The following is a 13142-nucleotide window of genomic DNA, read 5'->3' as shown; positions in this document are numbered from 1 at the left end:
TAAATTAATTAAATAAATTCCTTAAAAATTCTATACCTTTTAAATCATTCCAAAATGCCATCAACATAAGAGCAATCAATAGAGCCATGCCAATTTTAAATATCATATTTTGAATTTTGTAATTCAAAGGTTTTCTCATTATCCCTTCTAACGCATAAAGAAATAAATGTCCACCATCTAACATAGGAATTGGCAACAAATTAACTAACCCCAAATTTAACGAGATTATGGCCATGAATAACAAAACTGCCAGTACCCCTTGCTCTGCAAATGCTGCGGAATATTTAGCAATCTTGATCGGCCCACCTAAATCGTCAGTGTTACGTTGCCCGGTGATCATTTGCCAAATTCCCAAAAGCATGTTGCATGACATGTCAAACACTTGTTGAACAGAATATTTTATAGATTCTAAAACTCCAATCTTTGAATAAATAAACTTTCCAAATATTACGCCTAGTATTGCCTGCTTACGCTGGTTACCACCAATATCAACAATATCGATAAAATCTGGGACGACATTCACAGTCATATAGCTATCACCTCTTATATAACCCAGTTTTATTTCTTCTTCAGTGTTAAGCATTAACTTAGACTTTAAGTCAAACATGGAATCAACAGCTTGATCGTTAAATTCCACAATAACATCACCAACCTCAAGACCACTTTTTTGAGCAGGAGATTCATTTTGAATACCGGTTATCTCAAGCGTGACTTCTTGCTTCCCACTATAAAGTGCAACCCCTATAAAAAGCACTATGGCCAAAAGATAATTTGCCAGCGGACCACCAAAAACAATTAAAGATTTTTGCCAAAGTTTTTTGTGATGCAAAGACAATTTTTTCTCATCTTCATCAAAAGACTGCAGCTTAGTTTCATCTGGCACACTTGCTGCATTATCATCCCCGTGCATCTTAACATACCCCCCAAGCGGTATAAGTGCCACTTGCCATGTGGTATCTTTACTATCTTTCCATTTGAAGAGTGTTTTGCCAAAACCTATCGAAAATACATCCACCTTAACCCCAAACAGCCTTGCAAAAACAAAATGTCCCAACTCATGTATAAAGACTATCGGTGTTAGTATTATAATGAACCAAATTAATGCTGCCATAAAAAAGTATGCATATTGATAAACGTATTAGATATCAACAAATGATGCAATTTACAATCGAAAATTTCAAACAAATGATTGCTTTTTAGTTTGAGGGCTTTAGAATCGTTGAGGTGATAACTGATTTAGGGAGTGTTGCCATAAGATAGATAAGATGCTAAAATGAATATAGCGAGCAACAAAGAAAATAGAAATATGAATACAGAGTGTAAAAAATGCAGTAGCAGTAAATACGTTAAGAATGGTAATATTAGGGGTATGCAAAGGTATAAATGCAAAGAGTGTGGATGTAATTTTACAAGCACTAAATTAAGAGGCTGTTCGCCAGAGATGAAGGCTCTGGCAGTGTTATTGTACAGCATGGGAAAAAGTAGCTTTAGATGGCTAGGGAAATTATTTAAAGTAGCTCATACTAGCGTATATAAGTGGATAATACTGTATGCTAAAAAGATACCAAGACCAATAGTGCCGGAAGAATTGAGAGAAGTTGAAATAGATGAGATGTGGCATTTTGTAGATTCAAAAAAAAACAAATTATGGATATGGAAAGCCTATAGTAGGGAGCTCAAGAGAGTTGTTGCCTGGGTGGTTGGTAAGCGTAACGTTACAACCTTTAGAAAATTGTGGAAAATCATAAGTAGAGATAATTGCAGTTATTACACAGACGATTGGTCTGTTTATTCAGAGGTTATACCTCGCCATCAACATGTTGTTGGCAAACAACATACACTCTCAATTGAGTCCAATAACTCAAACACAAGGCACAGAATTGCAAGAATGACCAGAAAAACAAAGGTAGTTTCAAAATCTGAAGAAGTTGTCGATCTTACGATTAAGCTCTGGGTACATTTTGAGGATAACAATAATTTCCTAAGTGAGCAGGGCAATTTTATATCTATCTTTGGCTAACACTCTGACAATAATTTCCTAAGTGAGCAGGGCAATTTTATATCTATCTTTGGCTAACACTCTGACAATAATTTCCTAAGTGAGCAGGGCAATTTTATATCTATCTTTGGCTAACACTCTGCAAACACTTAGATAGTGTCGTCATGAGATTTGTGATATAATATGAAAGAAAAGATAAATCAGGAGTAAAAATGGATTTAGGGCTACATAGGCATGATATAACAGATAATATGTGGGATTTGATAAAGGATCATTTGCCAGGAAGGGAAGGTACGTGGGGAGGTTTGGCACATAATAACAGAAGATTCATTAACGCAGTATTTTGGATATTAAGAACAGGTTCTCCCTGGAGAGATTTGCCTTCAGAATATGGAGGATGGAAAAATACACATAAAGGGAGTGTTGCAAGATGGAATAAAGAAAGGTATAGTGGAGTGGATTACAGAATAAAGAAGAGAAAAATGTCATCAGCGCATCAAATAATAATGGTATGTTTGGATCAATTGGTTGGTAGTGAGCATCAATATCGCAAATTTAAGGAGCTGTTTAATTTTGGGGCAGTAGAGCAAGAGCTGAAGGGAATTGAATCTCCTGCTAATTATAAGGGATATGGTGTTTTACGTTTATTTAAATGCTTGTTGTTACAGTTTATGGAAGATTTGTCAGATCGTGAACTAGAAAGATATTTGAGTGACAGTGTTGCAGCCAAGTGGTTTTGTGATTTTGATTTAACCGAAGCCACACCTGATTATAGCGTTTTTAGTAGAATCCGCTCAAAGATAGGAACAAATTTGTTATCAAAAATCTTTGCCATTTTTAGAGATCAACTAAAATCTCAAGGATATATGAGCGAGGTATTTACTTTTGTTGATGCAAGTCACTTGATCTCCAAAGCTAATTTATGGGAAGAGCGGGATGAAGCCAGAAAACAAAAATATGAAAAACTTAACAACGAAGTCTTGCCTAAAGTCGCACATGATAAACAAGCCAAAATAGGGTGCAAGGGTGGTAGTAAATTTTGGTATGGCTATAAGAAAAACATGTAAGCGTAGATATTCAATCCGGAATGATCAACAAGGTTGCTATAACGCCTGCTAATGTTACCGATGCAAAGGGAGTTGCGCATGTTTTACCAAATAGTGGAGCAGTTTATGCTGACAAAGGGTATTGTGTTGCACCAGCAAAGAATGCAGCTAAAAGCAGAGGTATTCATTTTTGCGCCATCAAGAAAAACAATATGAAGCAAAAGAATTTTGACCTTGATCGATACTATACTTCCATAAGGGCTCCGTTTGAGAGGGTGTTTTCTCAAGATAATAAACGATTGCGATACATAGGAATTGCCAAAAATCAGTTTGCTGAATTTATGAATGCTATCTGCTTTAATTTAAAACGTTTAACGGTTCTTACTGCCTAAGCTCATAAAATCACGCTTCGCAGAATCAATAAAAAGCTAAAAATTACCGGGAGTGTTGCCATAAGATAGATAAGATGCTAAAATGAATATAGCGAGCAACAAAGAAAATAGAGATATGAATACAGAGTGTAAAAAATGCAGTAGCAGTAAATACGTTAAGAATGGTAATATTAGGGGTATGCAAAGGTATAAATGCAAAGAGTGTGGATGTAATTTTACAAGCACTAAATTAAGAGGCTGTTCGCCAGAGATGAAGGCTCTGGCAGTGTTATTGTACAGCATGGAAAAAAGTAGCTTTAGATGGCTAGGGAAATTATTTAAAGTAGCTCATACTAGCGTATATAAGTGGATAATACTGTATGCTAAAAAGATACCAAGACCAACAGTGCCGGAAGAATTGAGAGAAGTTGAAATAGATGAGATGTGGCATTTTGTAGATTCAAAAAAAACAAATTATGGATATGGAAAGCCTATAGTAGGGAGCTCAAGAGAGTTGTTGCCTGGGTGGTTGGTAAGCGTAACGTTACAACCTTTAGAAAATTGTGGAAAATCATAAGTAGAGATAATTGCACTTATTACACAGACGATTGGTCTGTTTATTCAGAGGTTATACCTCGCCATCAACATGTTGTTGGCAAACAACATACACTCTCAATTGAGTCCAATAACTCAAACACAAGGCACAGAATTGCAAGAATGACCAGAAAAACAAAGGTGGTTTCAAAATCTGAAGAAGTTGTCGATCTTACGATTAAGCTCTGGGTACATTTTGAGGATAACAATAATTTCCTAAGTGAGCAGGGCAATTTTATATCTATCTTTGGCTAACACTCTGAAATTACCATATCCCACCTCAAAGAAATCTTTTGAATTCTTGGGGAAACCAGTTTTTTGTTAATTTTTTTAGACCATGGTCCAAACTTCCTTAAATCAAACCATCACATTTATCCTTATTTTATCTTTCAACGCTCCCTTTATGCGTATTTTTTCCATCCTCCATATTCTGAAGGCAAATCTCTCCAGGGAGAACCTGTTCTTAATATCCAAAATACTGCATTAATGAATCTTCTGTTATTATGTGCCAAACCTCATCACGTACCTTCCCTTCCTGGTAAATGATCCTTTATCAAATCCCACATATTATCTGTTATATCATGCCTATGTAGCCCTAAATCGATTTTTACTCCTGATTTATCTTTTCTTTCATATTATATCACAAATCTCATGACGACGCTATTTAGAAAATTATCAAAAAATCTTCAATTGTAGACGCGACAGAGCTGGTTGTTATAGATAATGCTATGTTACCCAGTTGTAACTGCCTAAATACCAAGTTTCCGTTCGTTTCAGCCTTACTTTGCCGTCAGCTTCCTTCGGCTAACTCTTCACGAAGCTAACATTGCCTCAGCTAATGGGCAGCTCTATATCAGTCATGAGAGACTTGAACCCTCTGCTCTTTCGTCATGCCTAGGGCATATTCGAAGTTGACTTCAGAAAAATTATTTCTAATATGTAAGCTAATGACTCGCAAAAAAAATATAGCATATGCCTAAACAAAAAATAAATAATAAAAAAATCAAACCTAAGCATTTAGATAATTTATCAGGAGATCAAGAAAAAAACCAAGAAACGAGCTTAACTCTTTCGACAATGTCTCACTCTAAGCTTGCTAATTTTGTTGAAAAAAATGAAATTTGGTCTGATCCAAAGATATATAAAGACCAAGATTTTCGCAATAAGGTTTTGGAGAAAGATACTGCCGATTACACAATATCGCAAAATCTTATTTTAGCTGCCGATCAATTATTTGATCACATAAAGAGTCTTGCAGACTCCTTTGTTGCATCATATAAAAGTGATTATAGGCTGACTTATAATAATGTTCAATACAAAGTGGATTTTAACATGCCGCAATTTTATGTGCAATCTTTTGTGCCGCTAGAAATTGGTAAGGATATAGTTGATGACATTGAGCGCACGATAAACATACCTAAAGAAAAGCAAGAGCAATATAAGAAAGTTTTTGCAAAATTCAACGACTACGAAATAACTGATGAGGAGTGCGCAATGCTGTCTAATAGGCCGCAGAGAAAAGATATGTGCGCACTTTATTATAGAATGTATGAGAAAAATGGAGACGAATTTGAATTTAATTACATATCTAGCCCAAAGAAACCAAACGATAACTCCGCACTTTTCGGCTCAATAGGATCGCCAGAGCCAATTAGCACTCCAGACCCAAATTATACCTTTTTATTTGTATTTTTAAGAGATTTTATACTAGGGGACGAGTATAAGATTATAAAAGAGCCACACCAAATAATCAGCTCTAAGTTTCATGAAATTAAGAGGAGTGCGGATAAAAAAGTTTTAGAGCAAATAGACTATCACAACCTAGAGCAGTTCTTAACAAATTTTCAAGTATCTAATGAAGATAGTAATAAGCCTTTGGTTGCAACTGTATATAATGAATCTACAGGAGAGATTGATTATGCTGAACCTCGGCTAAGCATTCTCAAACAATATGGCGAAGCATTTAAGGCTCATATTCTAAAAGGCTTGAGCTCAGTTTACCCTCAAATGCAAACTCTATACAACGTTGAAAAAGATCAATATGTACATATTTGCAAAACATCTTTTATAGGAAGTCCGTTACCCTTCTTACATCAGATGATATGTCAAGATATAATTCAACTAAGTAAGTATATATTAGATGATTATGCAGAAGAATCCTTTGATAATAGATATGAAGCATTAGATAATCTTGAGCTAAAAGATAGTGCTCTTCAAAGCGTAGAAGAGCCGCAAGAAGACTTGTAGCATGGAAGCAATTATCAGAGCTCTGGAAGAGAGATTAAGAAAAAATCCTCATTCAAAAAAGGTAAAAAGAGACTTAGCTATAGAATATTATAAAGAGAGCGGGAACTACGATAATAATATGTGCAAACTAGAGCTTTATTACAAGTGCGACTCTAGTTATTGTGAAAAAGCTTTAATGTTAATGGAAGAGCTTTTTGGTGAAGACGATCAAATAAATCAAATTTTAATAAAAGAGCATTATAATTATAGTAATTATTTTAAACAAATCTTAGAGCAATATTTCTATGTACCTGATTTTTTAAAAAAACTGTACAAAAATTTGAATGATCAGTATTACAATGAGTTTCTATACTTAGAGAAAGTCCCTAAAAAATTCTTAGAAAATAATCCAGATTACTCTTATTATTTAGCGTATTCGCAGAGCAATCTAGAGCAAAAGCAAAAATACCTAGAGATTGGTAAAAATCATTTATCTTCTATGCATGGATTGGGTCTGTTGTATAAACATAATAGAGAGTATACTAAAGCATTGGAATTTTTCAAAGCTGGCGCTGAGAAATGGCATTTACCTTCCATTTATAGTCTATATTTACTATCTAAAGACATTAATCGTCTAACTACATATATTGATTCTATAGAAGAATATGATGGGCTAGACGAGAATGCATTATATATTGTTGCTTTTTTTTATTTTGACATAAAAAACGCAACAGAAAAAAATAAGTTAAAAAATTTTTTGCATTATTTAGCAAGTAAGAGTGCGTACTCGACTAAAATCATTAGTTTATTAAAATTATCTCCCTTAATAGATAAGGAAGACTTAAGATCAGACAAAATTATTGTAATAGAAGAGGCAGAATACCATGGTTTAGATGGACATGCGTTAGCGATATTGGGCTATATGTCTTATTATAAAAGAGTGATTGATAATAAGTCAGTTCAAATAATAGATAGAATGCAGCTTGATAAAACGATGGGTAACCAACCTATAGATAAAAATCTTAGAGAAAAATTACATCATGATTTTGCTATAAAGCTTTTAAAAATATCGATAGAAAAAGGTTACGCTCAAGCAAATCTATTTTTGGGTAAAATTTATTATGCTGATCGTAACTATACGGAATCTAAAAAGTACTTACTGGAATCATTAAAAAATGAAAGTATAGAGGCTTACTATATTTTAGGAGCTATATCATTGAGAGATGGTAAGTACGAACAAGCATATAACTATTTTTTGCAGTATTCTAAAATCGATCCATTGTCGAAATACTCAATCTGTCTCTTTCACATGCATGGGCTTTTTGTACAAAAAAATGAAGAGCTGGCGGAAAATTGCTTAAATACTCTATTAACTGAAAATATGCACATTAAAGGCTTGGCGCATTATACTCTAGCTGTGCTAAACTTAACGAATGATAACAATATAAATAAAGCACATCATCATATCAAAGCTGCAAAAGAAAACCTACATGACACCTCTTATATAGAATTAGTCATAAATCTACATACAAAAAATTGCATCAATGTCCGGGATGTTTTCTTGAATAAAAAAGAGGATGTGTATTTTAAATATCTTGAAGCTACTGATCGTTTAAATGGGAAGTGTCTATCTCAAAACAAATCTGAGGCTAAAAAAATTGCAAGGGAAATTTTAGAAAAAAATCCTGATGATAAAGTATTGCTAGATTGTGCCTATACAATTTATAAAGAGGGAAAGATAGATGATGATTGCGTACTTACACTTCAGCATCTTCATAACTTTGATTACGTTGATAGTCACTACACGCCACCTGTTCTTTCTGATTTGTTTGAAGAAGACTTTTTATTTCATTTATTTAGCAATAACACAGACTCAGTAAATTACACACCTTGTGCCAAGGTAGATTTGTAAATTTATAGAAATAGTTATGTATATTGATGAAATAAAAAAGCAAATGAATTCAGAAATTAGTGATTACATACGGCACTACGATGACAAGATAGTATCGAAGAAGGTCGGTGAATTTTTTTTTTGACTGTATGAAAGTGACCAGATTATTTATGAACGAGATAGGTATAAAAAACAATCATTTTCATCCAACAATTTATTTAGTTGAAAAATATAAAAAGGTAACGCAAGAAAATATAATAATTAGCTCTTCATATCTAGAATTTATGTACTTTGCGTTGCGAGATATTTTAAAAGATAAAAGTTACAATCAGACAGTAGGTTATGAAATAGCGCTTAGTAGTCACTGTCCAAGGCAATATACAAAAAGCGACCTAGTTATATCTTTCGACTATATAAACCAAAATAGTGAGTTTGATACTTTCATAGACAAAACTTTCTATGGATACCATAAGTGTCCTGAAGTAGAAAATATTAATCCTAAAATATTTACTATTTTTGATCGGTATATTAAGAACTATGAAATAATGATGAGGCAATTAGTTTGTAGCGAAGAAGGCCAAAGTATATTTGCTACGCATAATAAAGTACCTGAATTCATAAACCTAGTATGCGAAATATTTTCACTATCTGATTACAATCAAGAATCTTTTTTTTCAGAAGAATCTTTAATATTAGCTTATGAAACTTGTTTAAATATTTCTGTATTAGCTGATAATACAATATGTAATTTTTAGCGTCTTACCAATTTAATTCATCGGCATTTAATGCGAAGTTACAAACTTATCGCCGTTTATAGCATAATTTTAAACATTACTACTTTTGAATGTAACGCAAAGCTATATACCATTTTACATAAAAACAAGAATAATGATAAGTATCACTGCTCTACATCAAAATTTTTATCCTATACTATAGATAAACTGTGCAAGCAAAAAAATGATAACTTAACATCAAATAAATACACGCCCTTAGTTTATTTAGAAAATTATAAAAATAAGCCTTTTTGTAGTGCTAGCCCACATTTAAGTAGCACTAAAGAAGAAATTTGTAGTTCTTACTATATAAAAGAGTTAAAAGAAGGATTGAGGAAGAGGCAGAATATATCTGTCATTGAAAAGTTACAAAGCGCAAAAGAGAAAATAATAAGAAATGAAATCGACTTAACCTCTAATGATTTTGCTAATCCTTGTAAGGAGCAAAAGGGTAATCTCATCAAATTAAAAGTCATTTTAACTAAATATGATCACTATAATGATATATTAATGGATTATGCAAAATACATTGAAAGTATAAGCCCTTTTAATGTGTGCAAGGCTTTTGCATACATTAACTATATCAATCGCAACATATATCCTAATTCACTTAAGCTGACTTTTGATAACTATGATGAAAAGAATGAATTGGCATTGTACGGTACTTTATCGTTAGATCTAAAAAATCTATCAACAGACCTAGGCTTAAATACAGGTAAGAAAGCTTTTGTAATAGAAGAGGGGGAGCCTAAACATTCTGGATTAAATTATTTTGCAATGGGTTATAATGATATGTTACTTAAAAATAGTAGATTAAATTATGAAATAAAAAGTTATAGTAAGCAGTTCAAGCATAATATTAAGTACAGCAAACTACTTAATATCAAAGCTACTCAATTTATTAAGAGCAGCGTCTCGTATAATAATTTTGATTATATGTCAGATGTATATACGCTAGATAATTTTAATAATTCACCAATTGACATACTAGACCTTGGTAATAATTATTTATCAAATAACTTGATTTTAGATTTTAATTATACAGGACTATATAGTCCTGATATAGATTATACAATTGGGTGTGGGCATAGATGGACAAAATATAAACACAAATTAGATTCGTATAGAAATTATAGATACAATGTAAGCAATGCATATGGTATCATTAGATTTGAGAATCTAGGAATCTATCTATACTTGGAAAAAGAACTTACCTTTAATAAAAAATACAAAGACACTATAGCTGCAATCCTATATAAAGGGGCATTAAAAGATTACTACTTTAATGCACTTTCTATGTATGGAAACAGAAATATAAATTCTGAACATAGAGAGCTTTATTATAACAACGAATTTGTAGTAGGTAAAAAAATAAATATATCTAGCAAGATATTAGAGCAAATGAAGCCTTATATAGGTCTTCGATATATGAATATAAAAGGACATAATAAAAAAAATAATAATATCCAAATAACTAGTATAGAAAACAGTAAATTACAAAAAATAATCGGCATAGATGTTATCCCAGTAAGAATGAGAGATAATGATATAGTTATAAAATTTATTTATTGGCATAATGACAATAAAAAAAATGGTTGTTCTTTAGAGATAGGCCTAAAATTATAAATAGACTGCTTGCATAAAACGTCTTTGTCGCATCTATTTGTAATAGAGAAGATATCACCTAACAGACACATATAAAACATGATAACATAATGAATAAGAGTAAAAAACAAATAACATAGAGAGAGAAAATAAATAAGGCAAAACTAGGATTGCTAGAATTGGCAAAACAGGTAGGGAATGTATTTTTGGCATGGAAGAAATGGGCTATAATAGGTACGCATTCTATAGATTTAAAGAGATATGGCAAGAATAGAGAAAGAGAAAAGAGAAGTGAAACGATGTTGGCAAAGTTTCTATGAAAAAAGCAACAAAGAATAAAAAAAGGAATTGATGAAGAAGCGAGCTTTAATTGCGTTTTTAGGTGTTATGCTGGTCTTTTTTTATGAATATTATGGCAAGGATATAGGTTGTAAAGAAATAAAAGGTGTGGGAGTTAGATAGTGTCGTCATGAGATTTGTAGTATAATATGAAAGAAAAGATAAATCAGGAGTAAAAATGGATTTAGGGCTACATAGGCATGATATAACAGATAAGGGAGTGTTGCCATAAGATAGATAAGATGCTAAAATGAATATAGCGAGCAACAAAGAAAATAGAAATATGAATACAGAGTGTAAAAAATGCAGTAGCAGTAAATACGTTAAGAATGGTAATATTATGGGTATGCAAAGGTATAAATGCAAAGAGTGTGGATGTAATTTTACAAGCACTAAATTAAGAGGCTGTTCGCCAGAGATGAAGGCTCTGGCAGTGTTATTGTACAGCATGGGGAAAAGTAGCTTTAGATGGCTAGATAATGTCGTCATGAGATTTTAAGCCAAAGAGATAAACATCTAATCTGAATTGCGGCAAGGAAAGAAGCTGAATTTTTAGCATATCTGGTTGCAATTCCCCTCCATCTTTTAAGATGAAGAAAGGTGTTTTCTACAATATGCCTTATTTTATATAAATCTTTATTGTATTTTCTCTGGGTGATTCTGTTCTTTTTAGGAGGAATAACAACTCTCATGCCCAATTCTTGGGCATGGTCAATTATGTAATTAACATCGTACCCTCTGTCGGCTAGTAAGTACTCAGCTTTCATCTCTTCAATAAGATTAACAGCCTGCTTGCAATCAGCTTCTGAGCCTTTTGTGACAATAACTTTGAGTGGCATACCATGTGAATCCACGGCAAGGTGAATCTTTGTATTGAGCCCCCTTTTGTACGACTCATATCTTGATTGCCGCCTTTTGCACCTGAAGCATGTGGATGCACTTTACTATGACTTGCGTCTATCATTAACCATTCCATATCAGGTTCTTTCACAAATATCTCCAATAAAGCCTCCCATATCCTTTTGTCTCTCCATCTGCAAAATCTTTTATGTGTATTTTTCCATCCTCCATATTCTGAAGGCAAATCTCTCCAGGGAGAACCTGTTCTTAATATCCAAAATACTGCGTTAATGAATCTTCTGTTATTATGTGCCAAACCTCCCCACGTACCTTCCCTTCCTGGTAAATGATCCTTTATCAAATCCCACATATTATCTGTTATATCATGCCTATGTAGCCCTAAATCCATTTTTACTCCTGATTTATCTTTTCTTTCATATTATACCACAAATCTCATGACGACACTATCTAGACCATGGTCCAAACTTCCTTAAATCAAACCATCACATTTATCCTTATTTTATCTTTCAACGCTCCCAATTTCCTAGATAATGTCGTCATGAGATTTTAAGCCAAAGAGATAAACATCTAATCTGAATTGCGGCAAGGAAAGAAGCTGAATTTTTAGCATATCTGGTTGCAATTCCCCTCCATCTTTTAAGATGAAGAAAGGTGTTTTCTACAATATGCCTTATTTTGTATAAATCTTTATTGTATTTTCTCTGGGTGATTCTGTTCTTTTTAGGAGGAATAACAACGCTCATGCCCAATTCTTGGGCATGGTCAATTATGTAATTAGCATCGTACCCTCTGTCGGCTAGTAAGTACTCAGCTTTCATCTCTTCAATAAGATTAACAGCCTGCTTGCAATCAGCTTCTGAGCCTTTTGTGACAATAACTTTGAGTGGCATACCATGTGAATCCAAGGCAAGGTGAATCTTTGTATTGAGCCCCCTTTTGTACGACTCATATCTTGATTGCCGCCTTTTGCACCTGAAGCATGTGGATGCACTTTACTATGACTTGCGTCTATCATTAACCATTCCATATCAGGTTCTTTCACAAATATCTCCAATAAAGCCTCCCATATCCTTTTGTCTCTCCATCTGCAAAATCTTTTATGTGTATTTTTCCATCCTCCATATTCTGAAGGCAAATCTCTCCAGGGAGAACCTGTTCTTAATATCCAAAATACTGCGTTAATGAATCTTCTGTTATTATGTGCCAAACCTCCCCACGTACCCTCCCTTCCTGGCAAATGATCCTTTATCAAATCCCACATATTATCTGTTATATCATGCCTATGTAGCCCTAAATCCATTTTTACTCCTGATTTATCTTTTCTTTCATATTATACCACAAATCTCATGACGACACTATCTAAGTGAGCAGGGCAATTTTATATCTATCTTTGGCTAACACTCTGAAAATATTTAGTGATTTTAACTTGATATATAA

General features: G+C 33.2%; 13 protein-coding genes and 2 pseudogenes. 11 read left to right on the top strand and 4 right to left on the bottom strand.

What is annotated here, in order from left to right:
- Positions 1 to 4 precede the first annotated feature (4 nt).
- Positions 5 to 1111, bottom strand: coding sequence for an RIP metalloprotease RseP (rseP, locus tag Bandiella_RS01420; RefSeq protein ID WP_323733091.1), 1107 nt, complete (start codon positions 1109 to 1111; stop codon positions 5 to 7).
- 162 nt (positions 1112 to 1273) lie between these two features.
- Between rseP and Bandiella_RS01415 the strand changes: the two genes are divergently transcribed.
- From Bandiella_RS01415 to Bandiella_RS01395, 6 genes and pseudogenes are all read left to right on the top strand, one after another.
- A complete protein-coding gene (locus Bandiella_RS01415) occupies positions 1274 to 2020 on the top strand; it encodes an IS1 family transposase (RefSeq protein WP_323733090.1) in 747 nt (248 codons plus the stop codon).
- Between the two features lie 191 nt (positions 2021 to 2211).
- Positions 2212 to 2433, top strand: a pseudogene (locus Bandiella_RS07440) (transposase); the annotation flags it as partial.
- Positions 2434 to 2481: 48 nt separating this feature from the next.
- Positions 2482 to 3066 (top strand): transposase, encoded by a 585-nt coding sequence (locus Bandiella_RS01410; protein ID WP_407651268.1) that lies wholly within the window; start codon positions 2482 to 2484, stop codon positions 3064 to 3066.
- Positions 3067 to 3086: 20 nt separating this feature from the next.
- Positions 3087 to 3437, top strand: a complete 351-nt coding sequence (locus tag Bandiella_RS01405; protein ID WP_323732514.1) for a transposase — start codon at positions 3087 to 3089, stop codon at positions 3435 to 3437.
- Positions 3438 to 3519: 82 nt separating this feature from the next.
- Positions 3520 to 3993: an IS1/IS1595 family N-terminal zinc-binding domain-containing protein gene (locus tag Bandiella_RS01400; protein ID WP_323733088.1), complete on the top strand. Its 474-nt coding sequence runs from the start codon at positions 3520 to 3522 to the stop codon at positions 3991 to 3993.
- Positions 3897 to 4265, top strand: coding sequence for an IS1 family transposase (locus Bandiella_RS01395; protein WP_323733371.1), 369 nt, complete (start codon positions 3897 to 3899; stop codon positions 4263 to 4265). The genes Bandiella_RS01400 and Bandiella_RS01395 overlap by 97 nt, the downstream gene beginning before the upstream one ends.
- A 158-nt stretch (positions 4266 to 4423) precedes the next feature.
- Here Bandiella_RS01395 and Bandiella_RS01390 read toward each other — a convergent pair.
- Positions 4424 to 4576: pseudogene (locus Bandiella_RS01390) on the bottom strand (transposase); the annotation flags it as partial.
- A gap of 406 nt (positions 4577 to 4982) precedes the next feature.
- On the opposite strand from Bandiella_RS01390, the gene Bandiella_RS01385 reads away from it, so the two are divergent.
- From Bandiella_RS01385 to Bandiella_RS01365, 5 genes are all read left to right on the top strand, one after another.
- The gene (locus Bandiella_RS01385) at positions 4983 to 6257 is read left to right on the top strand and encodes a hypothetical protein (protein ID WP_323733087.1); all 1275 of its coding nucleotides are present in this window, start codon (positions 4983 to 4985) and stop codon (positions 6255 to 6257) included.
- Between the two features lies 1 nt (position 6258).
- Positions 6259 to 8148, top strand: a complete 1890-nt coding sequence (locus Bandiella_RS01380; protein WP_323733086.1) for a tetratricopeptide repeat protein — start codon at positions 6259 to 6261, stop codon at positions 8146 to 8148.
- 128 nt (positions 8149 to 8276) lie between these two features.
- Positions 8277 to 8882, top strand: coding sequence for a hypothetical protein (locus Bandiella_RS01375; RefSeq protein WP_323733085.1), 606 nt, complete (start codon positions 8277 to 8279; stop codon positions 8880 to 8882).
- A gap of 30 nt (positions 8883 to 8912) precedes the next feature.
- Complete coding sequence (locus tag Bandiella_RS01370) at positions 8913 to 10526, top strand: hypothetical protein (RefSeq protein WP_323733084.1); 1614 nt, start codon at positions 8913 to 8915, stop codon at positions 10524 to 10526.
- Between the two features lie 568 nt (positions 10527 to 11094).
- On the top strand, positions 11095 to 11343 hold the full coding sequence (locus Bandiella_RS01365; protein ID WP_323733083.1) for a transposase-like zinc-binding domain-containing protein: 249 nt from the start codon (positions 11095 to 11097) through the stop codon (positions 11341 to 11343).
- Here Bandiella_RS01365 and Bandiella_RS01360 read toward each other — a convergent pair.
- A protein-coding gene (locus Bandiella_RS01360) for an IS5 family transposase (protein WP_458693264.1) occupies positions 11330 to 12093 on the bottom strand; the annotation gives its coding sequence in 2 pieces (ribosomal slippage) (positions 11330 to 11733 and positions 11733 to 12093; 765 coding nt in all). The genes Bandiella_RS01365 and Bandiella_RS01360 overlap by 14 nt on opposite strands.
- Before the next feature lie 148 nt (positions 12094 to 12241).
- Positions 12242 to 13005, bottom strand: a protein-coding gene (locus Bandiella_RS01355; protein WP_458693267.1) for an IS5 family transposase whose coding sequence is annotated in 2 segments (ribosomal slippage) — positions 12242 to 12645 and positions 12645 to 13005 — 765 coding nt in all. Because the reading frame shifts where the segments join, the coding sequence is not laid out codon by codon here.
- Positions 13006 to 13142: the final 137 nt, after the last annotated feature.

It is taken from the genome of Candidatus Bandiella woodruffii, assembly GCF_034359465.1.
Lineage (GTDB): Bacteria > Pseudomonadota > Alphaproteobacteria > Rickettsiales > Midichloriaceae > NDG2.
This window is presented reverse-complemented; position numbering and strand designations above follow the sequence as displayed.

Excerpts from the sequence above, each read along its gene's own strand:
- Bandiella_RS01385 (WP_323733087.1), top strand. The coding sequence starts at position 4,983 with ATGCCTAAACAAAAAATAAATAATAAAAAAATCAAACCTAAGCATTTA.
- rseP (WP_323733091.1), bottom strand. The coding sequence starts at position 1,111 with ATGGCAGCATTAATTTGGTTCATTATAATACTAACACCGATAGTCTTT.
- Bandiella_RS01400 (WP_323733088.1), top strand. The coding sequence starts at position 3,520 with ATGAATATAGCGAGCAACAAAGAAAATAGAGATATGAATACAGAGTGT.
- Bandiella_RS01370 (WP_323733084.1), top strand. The coding sequence starts at position 8,913 with ATGCGAAGTTACAAACTTATCGCCGTTTATAGCATAATTTTAAACATT.
- Bandiella_RS01365 (WP_323733083.1), top strand. The coding sequence starts at position 11,095 with ATGAATATAGCGAGCAACAAAGAAAATAGAAATATGAATACAGAGTGT.
- Bandiella_RS01380 (WP_323733086.1), top strand. The coding sequence starts at position 6,259 with ATGGAAGCAATTATCAGAGCTCTGGAAGAGAGATTAAGAAAAAATCCT.
- Bandiella_RS01410 (WP_407651268.1), top strand. The coding sequence starts at position 2,482 with ATGTCATCAGCGCATCAAATAATAATGGTATGTTTGGATCAATTGGTT.
- Bandiella_RS01405 (WP_323732514.1), top strand. The coding sequence starts at position 3,087 with ATGATCAACAAGGTTGCTATAACGCCTGCTAATGTTACCGATGCAAAG.
- Bandiella_RS01415 (WP_323733090.1), top strand. The coding sequence starts at position 1,274 with ATGAATATAGCGAGCAACAAAGAAAATAGAAATATGAATACAGAGTGT.
- Bandiella_RS01375 (WP_323733085.1), top strand. The coding sequence starts at position 8,277 with ATGAAAGTGACCAGATTATTTATGAACGAGATAGGTATAAAAAACAAT.